Consider the following 19,666-nt stretch of genomic DNA (forward strand, 5'->3'; position numbering starts at 1 on the left):
GTACCCCATCACACTATTCAAAATCAAATTTATGATATACCTTAACTTACTTATAATATACTTTAGTATTTCCTTGTGTAATCATATTAAAATGTCCTTTCATAATATATGAAAGTGTATTTCTATGTACACCATTACACCACTTCCTTGCTTCTTTCATATTGAATGGTGCTCCTTTCAAATACATTAATTCGTCTAAAGTATTTAAAATAAGTTCTTTTCTAGGTATCTCATTAAAACAGTTAGAACAAGTGATTACTTTCTTTTTATTTTTCAGTGGTGTATCTATTATATTGTTACATTGTGTACATCTTATACCAGGTTTTAATTTGTTAAATTCATAATTCGGATATTGATGATAATCATCTTCAAAAGGTGTATGGAGATTTTGTAATGTGGTTTTTATTATAGAATTATTTGGAGAGTTACTGTTTTTAAGGAGATGTCTTACTTTATTTAACTGGTTTGGTAAAATAATTGTTTCTTCATCTATTTTACCTTTCATACTAAAATTTCCGTTAATAAATATTATATAGCTTTTTATAGTTCTTTCTATATCTAATTTATCAAGTACTTTATTTAGAATATAGTCATTTCTATCTAATTGAGCTAACGGATATTTAATTACAAAGCCGTTATCACAAATCAAATTACCATTATTAAATTCATATTTACCAAAATAATTTTTGATTTCGAATTGATAGATAATCTTATCAGTAATAACTATAAAATCAAATTGATAATTTTGAGTACTCTGAAGTTGTAAATCATATATAAACTCTAATTGATCAATAGAGTTTAATATTTCCAAAAACTTCCTTTCACCTTCTTTTCCTTTTTTATATGTTTCATATTTTTGAATATCTTGAGGACTTATGTATGTTCTACCTATAAGAGATTCAATCACTGAATAATAGTTCTTTTTCAATGGTTCACCTTCTTTATAAGTTTATTCATTTCCATTTTAATCCATATCAGTAAAAAAATCAGCCACAACATCAATGTTGTGGCTGTTTTCTTCTATATGAATGATTCAAAAATTAATTGTTTGCCTGGTACTTTCTTATCATCGAATCCTTCTAAGAATGGTTGATTATCATAAGGTACTTTGACTCTTTCTACGTTTATGGCACCATCTTTAACTTCTACTATGCCATACACTGCGTATGCACCGTTATTTAACCCTACTGACCCCGGATTAAAATATATTGTTTCTATATCATCAAAGTGATGTAACACGTGATTATGTCCGAATGTAACAAAATCTGCATCTACGCCGTTAAATAGTCCGTGTACATGTTCTAACGAAGGATCTACGATTGGTTCAAATGGATCTTCACTAATATGCTTATCCATATTTTCTTCGAGTATTCGATAATGTGTGAAATAAAATTTTAAACCGTCTATTTCTTTTGTAACTTCACGTTTAAGGTCATTTAAAAAGGTATAATATTTGCTGTCTAAATGTTCTACTATCCATTGATGATGTTCATAGAACTTACTTTTCAAACTTTCTGGATATGGTTCGTTGTTAACGACTGACATAATCGCTTCGTCGTGATTACCTGCAATGTATGTCATATCTTTTCTGATAGTAACTGCTTCAAGAACTTCGTTTGTACAATGGCCAACACCAATATTATCACCTAAGTTATAAATGTGATCTATATCCGTTCGATTATCGATATCTGAAAGTACCGCGTTTAATGCATCGATATTTCCATGTATATCTGTCAAAATTGCGAATTTAACCATCATAAGACTCCTTCATGATTATTGATTAAATTGATCAACCGCTTCTTTAATTTCAACATCTCCTGAAACGACTTGGAATTCTTGACCAATTTTCTCATCATTGTTTAATACTTCAACCAAGACAGTCGCTACATCTTTACGAGGTATTTTACCACGTTCTACTTCTTCAGCTAATGTAACTGTTCCTATAGCATCATCATTTGTTAATGCACCAGGGTGAACGATTGTATATGGTATATTAGCATTTCTTAAATGTTCATCTGCATAGTGTTTAGCTATTGTGTAAGGTTTTAAATCTCCTTCAAAAGCTGATCTTCTTGTATCAAATGAAGACACGAGTACAAAATGTTTCGTACCTGCTATTTTACTTGCTTCAATAGATTTAACTGCGCCGTCTAAGTCAATAATAATTGTTTGGTCTGCACCGGTATGTCCACCTGAACCTGCTGTAAACACAACTTTATCTGCATCTTTTATTTTTTCAGAAATGTCATTGATATCGTCATATTCAAGATCTAGTGGTGCTGTTGTTGCACCTAAGTCTTCAAAGAAACTTGCTTGACTGTTTTTTCTAATACCTGCAACAACTTCATTGCCTTCTGCTACTAAATCTTTAACTAAATGTCTTCCTATTTGTCCATTAGCACCTATTACGAAAATCTTCATTATAAAACACTCCTTTAAATTTTTTCATGTATAAAACGATAGTTGTGTAATCTATCTGGCGTGATTAACCTTGAAGTCACTTCATATGGCTTTTTATAGTTCATATCAGAAACAACAATTGAACCATCATTTTTTACTTCTTCAACTATTGCGACGTGTCCTAGTTCACCATAATCAGTTTGTAAGATTGAGCCTTCACTAGGTTGTCCGTTAACTTTATAGCCTTCTTCTTTTGCACGGTCATCCCAATGTTTAGCGTCACCCCATGATGAACTAATTTTTTTATCAATTTTCAATCTTTTTTCAAATACATAAAATGTACATTGACCTTCTTGATAGTAATTACCAAGTGAACGGTCATCTGTTTTATCATTCTTTTTAATTTGTTCCGTACGAATCGCTACTTCTTTTTCTTTCATCTGCTTCTTTACGTCTTCAACATAATGATTCAATAAATCGAATCCACCTTGGCTTTTAAAAAGCATAACCATGGTAATAATAGCGACCCACGTTGCAAGGTAAACGATGAAGCGGAATAACTTTTTCATAGCTCACTCCTATAACTAATGTACCTCAAATATATGAGTTAAAACGTAGGATATCAAATAAAGTGCTTATAACTTTTTTGAAAAATTCGCAAATGCAAGAAAGTTTTTGACAATTAAATGACATTTACATAGTTTTTTATGGTACCCTAATGATACAAAAAGACAAGAGGTGAATCATATGTTCAAGTTCCAATTGGATTACTTTAGAAATGGACAGGGATTCCATTTAAAAACTATTCTATTTTCTATTTTAGCATCAATCGTTATGGTTCTCATAATGTTAATACCGGGTGTATTATTCTTAATCGGTGGTGTCTCACTCGCTTCATCACAAGACTTTTCAGGTGAACCTTCTGGCGGAGGACTAGCAATATTCTTTATCACTATGGTACTCGGCTTTTTACTAACACTTGGTTTATATATCTTTGTTTTAATTCCTTTAGCTTATGGCATGATTAAATACTATAAAGATACAGACTTAGGTATTGGACCAAACTTTAGTGATTTATTTATGTTCTTACGAAAAGGAAACTACGTTAAAACATTAAAACTTACAGTTATTATAGGTGTGATTAGTGTTGCAATGTACATAGCGATTTATATTGTCGTATTAGTTGTTGAACTAATATTCGTTGCAATATTCGGAACATCTATGGCTATTATGCAACCAAGCGGTTCAAGTGAAGCTTTCGGCGCAATGTCTATATCATTTGTAATTATCATGTTATTTATGATTTTAGTTCTATTCGCAGTGTTTATTCCATTATATTATATAGTGATATTTATTATGAACACAGTACTTGTTCATATTGATCAAAGATCGTTACCAACTTTCACTAAATTCTCAATTGGTTGGAATATTACAAGTAAAGGTCCTAATAATGCTTGGAAATTATTATTCAGCAACTTACTCTATGTTGTTGTTGCATATATTGTTTTAGCTATTATTGGTATCGTAGTTGCAGTTGTCGTTTCATTTATGCCAGCAGTATTACAAGTTATATTCGCGGTACTTGGATATATTGTGTACTTTATCTTTATGTTTGCTGTTTCATACTTCATTTACGGAAGTGTGATGAACTTCTATCACAAAAATAAAAATGCACTTTACCCTCCAAATAACCAGTAATCCTAATTGATAACATATTAAGCGCTCAATCTACATTCAAAAGATTGAGCGCTTTTTTTATAATAAATCTTTAATACTATATAAGGATTGTAATTCAAAGTCGGGTTTTACTTCTATATATTCAAAATCACTAAAGTTACGATTAACCCATGCCGTTTGAAATCCAAACTTTTCTGCACCAACAATATCCCATTTATTTGATGATACAAATAGTACTTCATCTTTATTATATGGAATATTTTCTTCTAACAAAGCGTATCCATTAGAATCTGGTTTATACACCCCAAACGCTTCAAGAGACAAGATAAACTTAAAGTAATTTGTAATATTTGAATTATCTAATACTTGTTCTATCATGTCTTTATTACCATTACTAAATATGATTTGATCAACTTCTGATAGTTCTTTTAATGTATGGGCAACTTCTGGAAATGGCGTTAATTGATTATATGCTGCCATACATTCGTTAATTTCTTTCAATGAGTAATCAAAATCATTTCTACTGAGTACGTACTCTAGTGAATCACGAATCACTTTACTAAATGGTTTATATTCATCCACTAATTGTCTCACATGCGTATACTCAATTAGTTTATATCGCCATGCTTTAGCTATTCTATCCCCATTTCCCGGGAATAACTTTTCACATTTTTCTCTCACACTATCGATATCAAAAAGCGTGCCATATAAGTCATATACTACTGTTTTAATCATTTCATCACCCCTAAAAACATCATTCATTATATTATATCCAAATGTATATAAACCAATCACACAAAATATATTGCTAACAACCTTATTGTTCATAAAATAAAACCATGTCACCTTATATCGGACATGGTTTCATATATTGATTTAATTAATTAAAAACTTTTGGCTTAAAAAGTCAGCGACACCATTTTCTACATTTGTACGTCTCGTAACTTCACTACCTAACGCTTTAATATGATCAGGTGCATTTTTCATAACAATTGGATTATCTACAAATTCGAGCATTTGTCTATCGTTATCACTATCACCAATCGCAAAAGTTTCAGTATCCGCTGCGATACCTAAATAGTCTAAAGTCGCTTGAATAGCTGTTGCTTTATTAACACCCGTTGGCATTGTTTCTAAATTACAAGTTGTTGAATGAGAGATTGAAATATCTAATTCTTCTTTCATAGGTACGATAAGTTCTTCCCATTTTTTAATTTCTGACTCGTATTTTTTGAAGAAATAAAACTTAGAATAAGCATCTTCTGGTATTTCATCAACCCAATTGATTTTCTCACTTAAAGCTTCTTGTCGAGATTTCCATTCATTACGTTCTACATCTCCCAATTCATCTGTTTGGATTTCAGAAAGTAATAACGTTTTATCACGTTTTAAGGCGATACGATTTTTATAGTATGGAAATAACTCGTAATAAATTTGATGTTGTTCTGCTAAATCAACAAGTTTACGCACTGTTTCCATAGGTAGTTGGTGTTTAAATATTTCTTCTCCATTAATATATCCTACTGCACCATTTGAAGATAAAATACCATCAACTTCAAAATTCTCAGGTACTAAATATGGAATTTCATCATATGCTCTTCCTGTCGCAATAAATACTTTAATGCCTTTTTGTCTAACTTCTTGAATAACATCATTTGTATGATTCGTTACTCTGTTGTCTTCATTTAAAATTGTCCCGTCCATATCTAAAAAAACTGCTTGAGTCGTCATGTTGAATCCTCCATATCATTTATCAATGTCTATTATTTCATGCTCACAACATAAAGGCAATTTTTTAAAATTTATATTACTTTTTAGATAAAATTGGTCTATTATTTTTAAATGTTACATCCACATCAATGCCAAATAAGTTACTCATATTATCACTATTTAATAGCGAATGAATATCACCTGATTGGAATACTTCTCCATTTTTCAATAAAAGTATGTTTTTAAAGATTGGTAAGACTTCTTCTAAATGATGTGTCACATAAATAATCGTTGGTCCATTACTATCTTGACCGATATACTCAATTCTTTCTAACAGATCTTCACGCGCTACAAAGTCTAATCCATTTGTTGGTTCATCAAGAATAAGCAACCTCGGTTCTGACATTAACGCTCTACCTATTAATACGCGCGTTTGTTCTCCTTGAGATAGCGTTTCAAACCTTCTATTTATATAATGTGTAATACCTAGCGTTTCACAAATATGTTTCGCTTTTTCTTTAATTTCTTCAGTAGGTTCTTCATAAACACCTATTGACGCATAAGCACCACTAATAACAGTTGTATAAGCATTGTCCTGTTGTCTCATTTTCTTAAATAAAGATGACGAAACGTAACCTATTTGCCTTCTAATAGCATCAGCAGAATAACCTGGTCTTCCTTGTTTCATATCTAGTATTTCAAATTCACCAGATGATGGAGCTGTATATGCGTTAATAATATCGAGAATAGTAGATTTACCAGCACCATTTAATCCGTACAAGACCCAATGTTCTCCATCTACTATTTCCCAAGAAATATCTTTTAATATGTATTTGCCTTCTCTAATCCAATTAATATGTTTCAAATCAAGAAGCATACTTACATCCCCTTTAATATAAGAATTTAGAATATTCACTTATTGTACATGAAACAACTCTTATATTAAAGACGATAGGATAGGAAGGCTTAATTTTATGATGATTATTCTGGATTAATATCGAATCTTAATCCATCTGGTGAAATCAATACTTCAGATGCTCTGTTCGGAATTTGCATATCGATATTAGCAAGTCCGTAACTATTGTCTAAATCTTCACGTTTTTTATTTGATTGCCAAGTATTAATCGCAATATGGTGATGATAATCTTTTGTTGACATGAATAATGCATTAGGGAAATTACCTACAACAATTTTTAATCCTAATGTATCAATATAAAAATCTTTGCTTTCATTGATGTTGCTTGTTTTTAAATGTAAGTGGCCAATCTTAGCACCTTCAGGCATACCATTCCAACCTTCAGTTGAAGCATGTTGGACTAATGCTTCTGCGTCTACTTCAAGTGTATCCATATTAACGTTACCATCATTCCATACCCAAGTTTCTGGATCTCTATCTCTATAAATTTCTAGACCATTGCCTTCTGGATCATTTAAATACAATGCTTCTGACACGATATGATCCCCAGCACCCAGTCTTACATTTAATCTTGAAGCATGTAATAAAAAGTCAGCTAAATCAGCAGTAGTTGGTAATAATATTGCTAGATGGAATAATCCAGCTTCTCTCATACTTGGTTCTCTACCATCTACTAATAAATTTAATGTAATAGTATGACCTGAGTTACCAATCTCAAATACTGTTTGTTTGTCATCTTTACTTTTTATATTTAATCCTAGAATACTGTCATAAAATACTGTCATTTTTTCTAAATCTTTAACATTTAATGTAATGCCTTTTACTAAATTTGCATCTTTACCATGAAACATAACTTGCACCTCTTCTTATTTATTAATTAACTATAGTATACTTTATATACTATAAAAAGTATACTACTTTGTTTCGAAAAGTAAAAAAACCTATACGGTACAATTTAAAATTGAATCCGTATAGGCTATATTATTACAATTCCAGCTCTAATCTCACCATATCTTTGCATTGAATACCATTCTCAAAGATAGGTTCTTCGTAATACTTTACAAAATAATCAATATCTATTGATTTCATTCTAAATCCAGCTTGTTGATAAAGTTTCAATTGCCCAATACCTGAGTTACCTGTTCCAACAGTTACTGTGTGACAATGTAAGTTTCTCGCTTCATTAATCATATGGTCAATTAATAATCGTCCTATACCTTGATTTTGAAATTGAGGATCAACTGCTAAATTAACTAACTCATATGTATTGGGTCTCGTTAATAACCCAACTGCAATTCCGATATCTTGATGATCTTGCTGATAAACATACACTTGTCCTCTAGCAGCATAATCATTAACTGCATGTTGATTGTCATCTGCTAAAGCTAATAATTCATAATGTCTATCATTTAACTGCTCACATAAAGTTATCATTGTATCACCTTCATTGTTTAAATTATGAAACTTTCTTCTTCCTAATAAACCAAATGACAAATACAATTATACCAATTGCAATAACTGCGTACATAAAGTGAGAATAAACATCCATATAATTAACGATTTGATGCCAATTATCTCCTACTTTAGCACCTACCAGTACTAATACTAAATTCCATATCAATGTACCGATTGTCGTTAATACTAAAAATAACCATTGATTCATACCGCTCATACCAGCTGGAACGGATATTAAACTTCGAATAAGTGGAATAAATCTACAGAAAAATACAGTCCATGGTCCATATTTATCGAACCAAGCATCTGCTTTTCTTACATCTTCTTTCGTTAACCTAAGATATTTACCCCATTTCTCGATAATTCTTTCGATTCTTTCAACATTTAGAATACGACCAATCCAATATAATATGACAGCACCGCCTACAGAACCTATTGTAGATGCAACGACTACACCTAAGACTGTTAGATCTGACTTCGTTGTCATGAAACCTCCAAATGTTAAAATAACCTCTGATGGTATGGGTGGGAAAACATTTTCCAATAATATCAATAAGGCAATACCAAAATAGCCAAATTGTTCCATTACACTTGTAATCCAACTCTCCATTGATTTGCTCCTTTAAGTTGATATCTTTCTCATTTTATTACTTTGTAAATAAAAACTCTCAATAATAATAAATAAAACATAATGATGAAACTTAATTATATAATATATAACGCTGAATAAGTGTAAGACTTAAGTATGAACATGACAATTTTTATTTATATGCATTGTCATTACTTTTTATTTTACATTAAAATGATTCATAAAAAAATTCACACCCATTTATATATGAGTGTGAATGAGTATTTATAATTTAACTTTTTTTAATCTTAATGCATTTGTTACGACACTTACAGAGCTTAATGCCATTGCTGCACCTGCAACCCAAGGCGCTAGAATACCTATTGCAGCAATTGGTATGCCTGCCGTATTATATCCGAATGCCCAGAATAAGTTTTGTTTAATATTTTTAATTGTTGCATGACTTATTTTAATCGCTTTAGGGATAAGTAATAATTCTCCACCAAGAATAGTTACATCTGCCGCTTCAATCGCAACTTCTGTGCCAGTTCCAATTGCGATACCAATATCTGATATTGCCAATGCTGGTGCATCATTAACACCATCGCCAACCATTGCAACCTTTTTGCCAGTACTTTGAATTTCTTTAATTTTATCAGCTTTTTCATTTGGTAATACTTCAGAAATGACTTTTTGAATACCTACTTGATTTGCGATAGCTTGAGCTGTTCTTTCGTTGTCACCTGTAAGCATTACGACTTCTAACCCTTCATCTTGAAGCATTTTAATCGCTTCTGGTGCACTTTCTTTAATCGTATCCGCAACTGCGACAATACCTTTAAATGTACGATCAACAGCAACTAACATAGCCGTTTTACCTTCTTGTTCTAAATTGGACATGTCTTGTTCAAATGATGTCGTTTCAATGCCATGTCTTGTCATTAATTTTCGATTACCCACTAATATTTCTTTATTCTGAATAGTAGCTTGAATACCATATCCAGGTATTGCATCGAAGTCGTCTACATCATTAAATGCGACTTCTTGTTCTGTAGCGTATGCAACAATTGCTTCAGCAAGTGGGTGTTCTGAACCTTTTTCTGCACTTGCTAATAGACTGAGTGTTTCTAAGTCTCCAGTATAATCCGTAACTTCAGGTTTACCTTTTGTGATTGTACCAGTCTTGTCTAGCACGATTGTATCTAATTGGTGTGTACGTTCTAAATGTTCGCCACCTTTAAATAATATGCCGTTCTCTGCAGCTTTACCCGTACCAACCATAATGGAAGTAGGTGTAGCTAATCCAAGCGCACATGGACAAGCAATGACAATCACAGCAATTGCTGCAACTAATGCTCGTTCAAACTGACCTGGGTCTACTAATGTTAGCCATACGATAAATGTTAAGATTGATATCCCAACAACAATCGGAACGAAATACCCAGAAATAACATCAGCCAATCTTTGTATAGGAGCTTTAGATCCTTGCGCTTCTTCTACAATTTTAACAATAGAAGCTAGTGCTGTATCTTTTCCTACTTTAGTTGCTTTTACATGAATTAAACCATTCTTATTAATCGTTGAACCAATGACTTCTTCATTTATCGTTTTTTCAACAGGAATAGATTCACCTGTAATCATAGATTCATCTATTGATGTACGTCCTTTTTCAATAATACCGTCCACCGGTATCTTTTCACCTGGTTTGATGTATAAAATATCTCCGACAACGACATCATCAATAGGTATCATGATCTCTTTATTATCACGAATAACTCTTGCTTCTTTAGCTTGTAAATTTAATAAAGATGATAAAGAATTCGTTGTTTGACTTTTAGCGCGTTTTTCTAAATATTTACCAAATAAGATTAAAGTAATTAACACTGCACTTGTTTCGAAATATAAATGTGGCATATAAGATGGATTACCAATTGTTTTGATAGCTTCATATAAACTATAAAAATATGCTGCACTTGTTCCTAATGCCACTAATACATCCATATTAGCGCCACCATTTTTCAAGTTCTTATAAGCGCCAACATAGAACTGCCAGCCAATGATAAATTGAACAGGTGTTGCTAGTATAAATTGAAACCAAGGATTCATTAAGATATGTGGCATAGGCATATTAAATAAATGCACAAACATTGTTAATAAAAGTGGTAACGATAAAATAGCAGAAATAATCAGTTTAGTTTTCATTTTCTGTACTTCTTGTTCTTTATGCGTTGTTTTATTTTGAACATCACTTTTAGTAGCAGCGTCATAGCCTAAATTTTTAATTTTATTAATGATACTTTTAACATCTATAATTTCAGGATTGAATTCGACATTAGCTTGCTCAGTCGTTAAATTAACTGTCGCTTGTGTAATACCTTCTTGTCGATTGAGTACTTTCTCGATACGATTAGAACATGCTGCACACGTCATACCATAGACATCTAATTCAGCCTTTTCAGTTAAGACACCGTATCCGAGATTTTCAATTTTATTAGTTACATCTGATAAATTTGTAGCGTCATTATTGAAAGTGATGGATGCTTTCTCAGTCGATAAATTCACTTGAGCATCAACGCCATCCATTCTATTTAACACTTTTTCAATACGATTGGAACATGCTGCACATGTCATACCCGTTACACCAACAGTAACATGTTTAGATTCACTCATTTCGTTAACCTCCTTACTTAGAAAATTGTTTAAGTACACTCATTAATTCATCAATCGTTTCTTCACCTTCACCATTTTGAATAGCATCCGTCACACAATGTTTAATATGTCTTTCCGTTACCGCAAATCCAACATTTTTTAAAGCAGACTGTATCGCACTAATTTGTACTAATATATCCACACAATATCTATCTTCCTCAACCATACTTTGAATACCACGCACTTGACCCTCAATACGTTTAAGTCTATTGATCACTTTATCTTTTTCCTCTTTCGTTCTAGGTGTTACCGTATGTTCATGTAAATATTCACTCATACAATCACGTCCTCTCTCTAATTAATACTATACCCCCCTATAGTATATTTTTCAATATAAAAGCTCAAAAATTTATAATGAGATGTTGAATAAAGAAAGTAAGAATAATCAAGAGTATTGTCGTGAGTTACATTTTCTTAGTCATTTGTATATATGAGCGGCCTTAATTACAATTCCTTGGACTTTTGTTACTATGAGCGGCCTTAATTACAATTCCTTGGACTTTTGTTACTATGGGCGCCCTTAGTTACAATTCTCCCGACTTTTGTTACTATGGGCTGCCTTAGTTACAATTCCCCGGACTTTTGTTACTATGGGCTGCCTTAGTTACAATTCTCCCGACTTTTGTTACTATGGGCGCCCTTAGTTACATTTCCTCCGACTTTTGTTACTATAGACCTCCTTAGTTACATTTCCTCCGACTTTTGTTACTATGGACTGCCTTAGTTACAATTCCTTGGACTTTTGTTACTATGGGCGCCCTTAGTTACAATTCTCCGGACTTTTGTTACTATGGGCGTCCTTAGTTACAATTCTCTCGACTTTTGTTACTATGGCCTGCCTTAGTTACACTTTCCCAGACTTTTGTTACTATGGACCTCCTTAGTTACAATTCTCTCGACTTTTGTTACTATAGCCATCATACACGCCTATCCGTATATAATATATTCAAAATTTACATAAAAAAACACCTAAGCGAGTAGCTCAGGTGTTCAATATCATTCTATTCAACTGTAACTGATTTAGCTAAGTTACGTGGTTTATCTACGTCACAACCTCTGTGTAATGCAGCGTAGTAAGCGATTAATTGTAATGTGATTACTGATACAAGTGGTGATAACATTTCATGAACGTGTGGTATTACATACGTATCATGATCGTGTTCTAAACCTTCCATAGAAATAATACATGGATTAGCACCACGTGCTACAACTTCTTTAACGTTACCACGAATTGATAAGTTAACTTTTTCTTGTGTAGCTAATGCAATGATTGGTGTACCTTCTTCAATTAATGCAATTGTACCGTGTTTTAATTCTCCTCCAGCAAATCCTTCTGCTTGGATATAAGAAATTTCTTTAAGTTTCAATGCACCTTCAAGACCTACGTAGTAATCCATTGTACGTCCAATAAAGAATGCGTTACGTGTTGTTTCTAAGAAATCTTTAGCGATTTGTTCCATTTTAGGCGCATCGTCAACAATTGCAGTGATTGCAGTTGTTACTTTCGCTAATTCAGGAATAATATCTACACCAGTATTTTTGTTATGTGCATTCGCAACTACTTGAGAAAGAATTGCTAATACTGCGATTTGTGCTGTGTATGCTTTTGTTGATGCAACAGCGATTTCAGGTCCAGCGTGTAAAATTAATGTATGATCCGCTTCACGAGATAAAGTTGATCCTGGTACATTTGTAATTGTTAATGCTTTGTGACCTAAACGTTTAGCTTCTACTAATACTGCACGGCTATCTGCTGTTTCACCTGATTGTGAAATAAAGATGAATAATGGTTTTTCAGATAATAAAGGCATGTTGTAAACAAACTCTGAAGCTACATGTACTTCAGTAGGAACGCCTGCCCATTTTTCAATGTATTCTTTACCTACTAAACCAGCATGGTAACTTGTACCACATGCAACGATATAAATTCTATCTGCTTGTGCAACATCTTCAATAATTTCTTTATCGATTTTAAGGTTACCCTCTTCATCTTGGTAGTTTTGAATAATGTTACGCATAACACCTGGTTGTTCGTGAATTTCTTTTAACATGTAGTGATCGTAAGTACCTTTTTCAACGTCTGAAGCATCGATTTCAGCTTTATAGCTATCTCTTTCGATTACGTTACCTTCTTGGTCTTTGATGATCACTTCATCGCGTTTTACGATAACAATTTCGTTGTCGACTAATTCTTTATAAGTATCTGATACAGCTAACATAGCAATTGCATCTGAAGCAATTACGTTAAATCCATCACCGATACCAACTAATAATGGTGATTTGTTTTTAGCTACATAGATTGTGTCAGCATCTTGTTCATCTAATAAACCTAATGCATATGAACCGTGTAATAATGATAATACTTTATTGAAAGCATCTTCTGTAGTTAACCCTTCGTTTGAGAAGTGTTCAATTAATTCAACAATAACTTCAGTATCAGTATCTGATTTAAAAGTGATACCTGATAAAAATTCATTTTTAAGTTGTTCATAGTTTTCAATAACACCGTTGTGTACTAATGTGAAACGACCTGATGTTGATTGATGAGGGTGAGCGTTCTCATAGTTTGGCACACCGTGAGTTGCCCAACGTGTATGTCCAATACCAATATTTCCATCAAAGTCATCAGAAGCTGCTTTACGTAATTCAGCAATTCTTCCTTTTTCTTTAAATACTTTAATTTCTTCTTCATTTCTTACAGCAATACCAGCTGAATCATAACCTCTATATTCTAATTTTTCTAATCCTCTAAGTAATAATTCTTTAGCATTTGCTGTACCTATATATCCTACTATTCCACACATAATCAAAATTCCTCCAATTTTAAATAAGCGGTCAGACTTTAAAATTTTTAGTCTAGTCGCTTTCAATACTCTGTTCAATTTATGGCTATTTCAACGTCTTTGGACATACAGTCACCTATATGCTTTAAACATTGAACTTCGAATGGGCCACATCCGGGATAGCATCCGCCGAAAATTCGATAACTATCCTCCTCGTCAACAAAGGTCATAACACTCATTCAGCATGTATCTGATTATACATGCCTCTACAATCGTGTATGCGCTTTGTTCAGGCGCTATAAGTTTCCTTATTTCGATAAACCTCACAATCCTCCTTATGCAAGCTCTCTTCATTCTACAATGAAATAGTATGTTGTGCAATTATTATACTATATTCCGTGCAATTATCATTATTTTCTATATAATTACACTTGTTAAATTTTAAAATAAAAAATCTGAGACAACAGTTGTCTCAGATTTATAATATTATTATTCAATTCCCATTTCTTGTTCTACTACTTCTGCAATACTGTTAACAAATCTTTCAGCATCTTCTTCTGTTTTAGCTTCAACCATTACACGAACTAGTGGTTCAGTTCCTGATGGTCTTACTAATATACGACCTTCGCCATTCATTTCAACTTCAACTTTAGTCATGATTTCAGAAACTTTAGCGTTTTCTTCAACACCATATTTATCAGAAACTCTTACGTTTACTAATTTTTGTGGATATTTTTTCATATTGCTTGTTAAGTCACTTAAACTTTTACCTGATCTTTTAACGATACTTGCAAGGTGCGCACCAGTAAGTAAACCATCACCAGTCGTATTATAATCCATCATCACGATATGACCTGATTGTTCTCCACCAAGGCTGTAAGAACCACGACGCATTTCTTCTACAACATATCTATCTCCAACTTTTGTTTTGTTAGATTTAATACCTTTTTCTTCTAGCGCTTTATAGAAACCTAAATTACTCATTACTGTTGAAACAACCATGTTATCTTTTAATTCACCATTTTGTGCCATATCTTCAGCTAACACATACATGATTTGGTCACCATCAACAATTTGCCCTTTATCATCTACAGCAATGATTCTATCCCCATCACCATCAAAAGCTAAACCAAGGTCTGCACCATGTTTAATAACAGCTTTTGCTAATTCTTCTGGGTGTGTAGAACCCACATTTAAGTTAATGTTATAACCATCTGGCTTACAACCGATTGTTTCGCTCGTTGCTTCTAAATCACCGAATAAATACGGTGCAAGAGAATAAGTAGCACCATGTGCACCGTCTAGGACAATTTTCAATCCATCTAAATCTCCATCAACAGTTGATTTAATATAGCTTATATATTTTTGAGCACCTTCAAAGTAATCCGAAATATGATTTAATTGGTTACCTGTAGGTCTTGGTAAATTGTCTTCTGTAGAATCTAATAACTTTTCTATTTCTAATTCTTCATCATCCGTTAATTTGAAACCATCTGGACCAAAGAATTTAATACCATTGTCAGCTACTGGATTGTGTGACGCACTGATCATAACACCTAAATCTGCATCTACTTCTCTTGTTAAATAAGCTACACCTGGTGTTGAAATAACACCTAACCTCATCACTTCTGCACCAATTGATGAAAGACCTGCGATTAAAGCTGCTTCTAACATTTCCCCAGAAACACGCGTATCTCTACCTACTAATACTTTAGGATTTTCACTACCATGTTTCTTCGATAATACATAGCCGCCAAATCTACCTAATCTAAATGCGATTTCTGGTGTTAATTCAGAATTTGCTACACCTCTAACACCATCTGTACCAAAATATTTGCCCATTATAATTCTCCTTTAATTCCGTTAGTTTTTAGAAGTTTCTATTTTTGCTTCAACATCTTTGAATTCTGCTTCGTCCACACCATCAGGCAAGCTAAGATCAACTTTTTTAGTTGTATTTCCATCAACATTAGAAACATCGACAGGTACATCTATTGATCCTATACCATCAAGTACATTTCTTGAACCATATATTTTAACTTCGGATTTATCTAAAGTAATATCATCAATATTTATATTTTTTGATACACTACCTTTTTTCACAGGATTTAATGTCACAGTTTTACTAGATCTTGCAACTTTAATATTGACGTTAACAGTATCTGGTCTAATCTGTACGTCTAGTTTATTTAAATTGCTATCAAGTACACTAATACCCGCTTTTTCAGTCGTATCATCTGTTAATTGCTTCGTTTCATCTAAAGTAGCTTTAACATAAGCAATTTTATTAAGTTCTTCTTGTCCACCTGTAATCGTTACTTGAGATGGATTAACAGTTTCTCCAACTAGCTCATATCCAGAAGCAATTCTATTTTGATTAATCTCAGCTTCAATTGGATATTTTTTAGAAACTTTGTCTTGTAACGTTACATTTGCGCTTTTAGGCACAACTGTCGCTTTAAGTTCATCACTAAGTCCTTTGATTTTAAAGTTTTCTTTATATTGCCCTACAGATTTGTTTTTCAAATCCAATTCCACTTTAAAATTCAATAATTTTTCAGCCTGTAATATTGTTGATTGTGGACCAGAAACTTTTACATCCACAGTTTTAGGTGCGCCAGATAAATATAATTCTTTTGTATTATAGATTGTATCTACCGGCACATCTTCTATTACATGATCTGAACTTTTCAAAGCATTTTCTGAAAACAAGCTACCGAACACATTATTCACAGATAAGAACATGAGTAGCGCTAAAATTAAAGCTACAAAACGTAAACCCCATTTAGATTCTAGCATCTACTTCACATCCTTTCTGTTTTGAACAGAACCAAACCAATGCTCAACTAGTAATTCTCTAAAGGCTTCACTTGATATTTCTTTTCTTAATCGACCATCAATTGTTACAGATATTGAACCTGTTTCTTCTGATACTACAACTGTAAATGCATCTGATACTTCTGAAATCCCTACAGCTGCTCTATGACGCGTTCCTAAACTTTTAGAAATTTTTTGACTGTCAGATAACGGTAAATAACTTGCTGCTGTAGCAATTTTTTGTTCACGTATAATCATCGCACCATCATGTAATGGTGTATTTGGAATAAAAATATTTGTGAGTAATTCTTGAGAAATATCAGCATTAATAGGTATCCCTGTTTCTATGTAGTCTTGAAGACCAGTTTCTTTCTCGAATACAATTAATGCACCTATTCTTCTTTTGGCCATATACTGAACAGCTTTATCAACACTATCAGTTAACCTTTCTTGTTCTGCTGATGTCGCTACATTTACTCGTTTAAATAGACTTCCTCGCCCTAATTGTTCCAACGCTCTTCTAAACTCTGGTTGGAATATTACAATGATTGCTAAAAATCCCCATTGCAATACAAAATCAAATAAAAGCGTAGTAGTCGTCAAATTCAAAAAATTACTTACTGTTCTACCAATTATGATGAAAAATATACCTTTTAATAGTTGTATCGCTTTTGTACCTTTAACGACCGTTATAATTAAGTACAATACATACCATACAATAATTAAATCAAGTATACCTGTTATAACTTTTAAGGCACTTAATTCACCAAAAATGTCAGGTAACTGCATAGTATCTCCTCCGTGTTTCATTTACCTAGTGATTATTATAACAATTTTTGAGATATATTGTTAATTTAATTATATATAAAACAAAAAAAGCCTCTATTAAAGAGACTTCTTTATTAAAGTATATTTTATCCATGATTGTCAATTATAATAATTTCTCTCCAAAGAATGAGCCCATTAATCCAATTGCTTGATGCGCCGTTTTATTATATTCATCGATAAGAGGATTTACTTCAACTAAATCAGCAGATACGATTAAATTTGACTCATGGAGTAACTCCATAGCTAAATGACTTTCTCTATATGTCGCGCCTCCTGGTACTGTTGTGCCCGTACCCGGCGTTTCGACTGGATCTAATGCATCAACATCCAATGAAAGATGTACACCATCCGTTTTATCCTTTAAGTAGTCTATCGTTTCAGATATAACTTGATTCATGCCAAGTTTATCTATATCTGCCATTGTATATGTACGTATACCTGACTTTTTAATATATTCCTTTTCACCATCATCTAAATCTCTCATACCAATTAGAACGACATTTTCAGGTTTTACTTTATTTTTATATCCACCGATATTCATTAATTCTTCATTACCTTCACCTAATAAAACTCTTAATGGCATTCCATGAATATTCCCACTCGGTGAAGAATCTAATGTATTTAAATCTCCATGTGCATCATACCAAATAACACCAAGATTATTATAATGTTTACTGATACCAGCGATTGATCCTATTGATAATGAATGATCTCCACCTAGAATTAAAGGAAAGTTACCATTATTCATCGTTTCATTTACGGATTCATATAAGTTATTTGAAAATGAAATCACTTCATCTAAATTTCTTAAACCTTCTTGTTCGCTTTTATATTTTTTCATATCAATATTAGGTGATTCTACATTACCTTTATCTATGACATGGTGACCTATATTTTCTATTCTTTCAATCAAACCAGCATATCTCAAAGCATCTGGTCCGAAATTAACGCCTAATTTTCTTTGACCAAAAGCAGTTGGTGCACCGATTATTTCAATGCTCTTTTTCATAATTTCAAATCCCCCTTAATTTGCATTACTATTATATTCTAGTATATGTAAGCACTTACATCAAGCTATATAAGGGTTTGTGGATAATATTAATATATTCCAAATATTTATACGTATATACATCGATTTATGCATATTTTCTTCAATAAAAAAAGAGACATTAGATTAACTAATGTCTCTTACTTATGAGCCATAGAGGATTCGAACCTCTGACCCTCTGATTAAAAGTCAGATGCTCTACCAACTGAGCTAATGGCTCTTAATGGCTGGGCTAGCTGGATTCGAACCAGCGAGTGACGGAGTCAAAGTCCGTTGCCTTACCGCTTGGCTATAGCCCAAAAATGGTGGAGGGGGGCAGATTCGAACTGCCGAACCCGAAGGAGCGGATTTACAGTCCGCCGCGTTTAGCCACTTCGCTACCCCTCCAGCTTATTAAATTAAATGGTGGAGAATGACGGGTTCGAACCGCCGACCCTCTGCTTGTAAGGCAGATGCTCTCCCAGCTGAGCTAATTCTCCATAAAAATGACCCCTACGGGATTCGAACCCGTGTTACCGCCGTGAAAGGGCGGTGTCTTAACCGCTTGACCAAGGGGCCATGGCTCCACAGGTAGGACTCGAACCTACGACCGATCGGTTAACAGCCGATAGCTCTACCACTGAGCTACTGTGGAATAATAAAATTAAATATTTGCCCGGCAACGTCCTACTCTCGCGGAACGTAAGCCCAACTACCATCGGCGCTAAAGAGCTTAACTTCTGTGTTCGGCATGGGAACAGGTGTGACCTCTTTGC

18 protein-coding genes, 6 tRNA genes and 1 rRNA gene are annotated in these 19,666 nt (G+C 33.1%); 1 reads left to right on the top strand and 24 read right to left on the bottom strand.

The window, feature by feature from the left end; all coding sequences use genetic code 11:
• Positions 1-46: 46 nt before the first annotated feature.
• From LQ622_RS08760 to LQ622_RS08775, 4 genes are all read right to left on the bottom strand, one after another.
• Positions 47-928 carry a nuclease-related domain-containing protein gene (locus tag LQ622_RS08760; protein WP_191836086.1) on the bottom strand — a complete coding sequence of 294 codons (882 nt, stop codon included), beginning with the start codon at positions 926-928 and terminating at the stop codon, positions 47-49.
• Between the two features lie 92 nt (positions 929-1,020).
• Positions 1,021-1,755, bottom strand: a complete 735-nt coding sequence (locus LQ622_RS08765; protein WP_239774945.1) for a metallophosphoesterase family protein — start codon at positions 1,753-1,755, stop codon at positions 1,021-1,023.
• Positions 1,756-1,773: 18 nt separating this feature from the next.
• A complete protein-coding gene (locus LQ622_RS08770) occupies positions 1,774-2,421 on the bottom strand; it encodes an SDR family oxidoreductase (RefSeq protein ID WP_037590026.1) in 648 nt (215 codons plus the stop codon).
• Positions 2,422-2,435: 14 nt separating this feature from the next.
• Entirely contained in the window at positions 2,436-2,969 is a 534-nt protein-coding gene (locus LQ622_RS08775; protein WP_037590028.1) for a CHAP domain-containing protein, read from the bottom strand.
• Between the two features lie 178 nt (positions 2,970-3,147).
• Between LQ622_RS08775 and LQ622_RS08780 the strand changes: the two genes are divergently transcribed.
• Positions 3,148-4,098: a hypothetical protein gene (locus LQ622_RS08780; protein ID WP_239762048.1), complete on the top strand. Its 951-nt coding sequence runs from the start codon at positions 3,148-3,150 to the stop codon at positions 4,096-4,098.
• Positions 4,099-4,155: 57 nt separating this feature from the next.
• Here LQ622_RS08780 and LQ622_RS08785 read toward each other — a convergent pair whose 3' ends face one another.
• From LQ622_RS08785 to rrf, 20 genes are all read right to left on the bottom strand, one after another.
• Positions 4,156-4,812 carry a haloacid dehalogenase type II gene (locus tag LQ622_RS08785; protein WP_204258887.1) on the bottom strand — a complete coding sequence of 219 codons (657 nt, stop codon included), beginning with the start codon at positions 4,810-4,812 and terminating at the stop codon, positions 4,156-4,158.
• Between the two features lie 141 nt (positions 4,813-4,953).
• The gene (locus LQ622_RS08790) at positions 4,954-5,808 is read right to left on the bottom strand and encodes a Cof-type HAD-IIB family hydrolase (protein ID WP_191836083.1); all 855 of its coding nucleotides are present in this window, start codon (positions 5,806-5,808) and stop codon (positions 4,954-4,956) included.
• A gap of 76 nt (positions 5,809-5,884) precedes the next feature.
• Positions 5,885-6,664 carry an ABC transporter ATP-binding protein gene (locus LQ622_RS08795; protein ID WP_159316322.1) on the bottom strand — a complete coding sequence of 260 codons (780 nt, stop codon included), beginning with the start codon at positions 6,662-6,664 and terminating at the stop codon, positions 5,885-5,887.
• A gap of 104 nt (positions 6,665-6,768) precedes the next feature.
• The gene (locus LQ622_RS08800) at positions 6,769-7,554 is read right to left on the bottom strand and encodes a VOC family protein (protein ID WP_126477694.1); all 786 of its coding nucleotides are present in this window, start codon (positions 7,552-7,554) and stop codon (positions 6,769-6,771) included.
• A 133-nt stretch (positions 7,555-7,687) separates the two neighbouring features.
• Positions 7,688-8,137, bottom strand: a complete 450-nt coding sequence (locus LQ622_RS08805) for a GNAT family N-acetyltransferase (RefSeq protein WP_126477693.1) — start codon at positions 8,135-8,137, stop codon at positions 7,688-7,690.
• Positions 8,138-8,159: 22 nt separating this feature from the next.
• Positions 8,160-8,768, bottom strand: a complete 609-nt coding sequence (locus LQ622_RS08810) for a DedA family protein (RefSeq protein WP_126477692.1) — start codon at positions 8,766-8,768, stop codon at positions 8,160-8,162.
• A gap of 243 nt (positions 8,769-9,011) precedes the next feature.
• A complete protein-coding gene (locus LQ622_RS08815; protein ID WP_239774938.1) occupies positions 9,012-11,396 on the bottom strand; it encodes a heavy metal translocating P-type ATPase in 2,385 nt (794 codons plus the stop codon).
• Between the two features lie 13 nt (positions 11,397-11,409).
• Entirely contained in the window at positions 11,410-11,712 is a 303-nt protein-coding gene (locus LQ622_RS08820; RefSeq protein ID WP_025907429.1) for a metal-sensing transcriptional repressor, read from the bottom strand.
• Positions 11,713-12,436: 724 nt separating this feature from the next.
• Positions 12,437-14,239, bottom strand: coding sequence for a glutamine--fructose-6-phosphate transaminase (isomerizing) (gene glmS / locus LQ622_RS08825; protein ID WP_239774940.1), 1,803 nt, complete (start codon positions 14,237-14,239; stop codon positions 12,437-12,439).
• Between the two features lie 468 nt (positions 14,240-14,707).
• Positions 14,708-16,060 (bottom strand): phosphoglucosamine mutase, encoded by a 1,353-nt coding sequence (glmM, locus tag LQ622_RS08830; RefSeq protein ID WP_239762046.1) that lies wholly within the window; start codon positions 16,058-16,060, stop codon positions 14,708-14,710.
• Between the two features lie 21 nt (positions 16,061-16,081).
• Positions 16,082-17,017 carry a CdaR family protein gene (locus LQ622_RS08835; RefSeq protein WP_037590047.1) on the bottom strand — a complete coding sequence of 312 codons (936 nt, stop codon included), beginning with the start codon at positions 17,015-17,017 and terminating at the stop codon, positions 16,082-16,084.
• Positions 17,018-17,824 (bottom strand): diadenylate cyclase CdaA, encoded by an 807-nt coding sequence (cdaA, locus tag LQ622_RS08840; protein ID WP_025907437.1) that lies wholly within the window; start codon positions 17,822-17,824, stop codon positions 17,018-17,020.
• A 142-nt stretch (positions 17,825-17,966) separates the two neighbouring features.
• Positions 17,967-18,872 carry an arginase gene (gene rocF, locus LQ622_RS08845; protein WP_037590050.1) on the bottom strand — a complete coding sequence of 302 codons (906 nt, stop codon included), beginning with the start codon at positions 18,870-18,872 and terminating at the stop codon, positions 17,967-17,969.
• 186 nt (positions 18,873-19,058) lie between these two features.
• A tRNA-Lys gene (locus LQ622_RS08850) sits at positions 19,059-19,131 on the bottom strand.
• A 4-nt stretch (positions 19,132-19,135) separates the two neighbouring features.
• A tRNA-Gln gene (locus LQ622_RS08855) sits at positions 19,136-19,210 on the bottom strand.
• 4 nt (positions 19,211-19,214) lie between these two features.
• Positions 19,215-19,298, bottom strand: a tRNA-Tyr gene (locus LQ622_RS08860).
• Between the two features lie 16 nt (positions 19,299-19,314).
• Positions 19,315-19,390 (bottom strand) — tRNA-Val (locus LQ622_RS08865).
• A gap of 7 nt (positions 19,391-19,397) precedes the next feature.
• Positions 19,398-19,469 (bottom strand) — tRNA-Glu (locus LQ622_RS08870).
• Position 19,470: 1 nt separating this feature from the next.
• Positions 19,471-19,545: transfer RNA gene (locus LQ622_RS08875), tRNA-Asn, on the bottom strand.
• A gap of 19 nt (positions 19,546-19,564) precedes the next feature.
• Positions 19,565-19,666: ribosomal RNA gene (gene rrf / locus LQ622_RS08880) — 5S ribosomal RNA — on the bottom strand; the annotation flags it as partial.

It is taken from the genome of Mammaliicoccus sp. N-M50, assembly GCF_022386995.1.
GTDB lineage: Bacteria > Bacillota > Bacilli > Staphylococcales > Staphylococcaceae > Mammaliicoccus > Mammaliicoccus sciuri_A.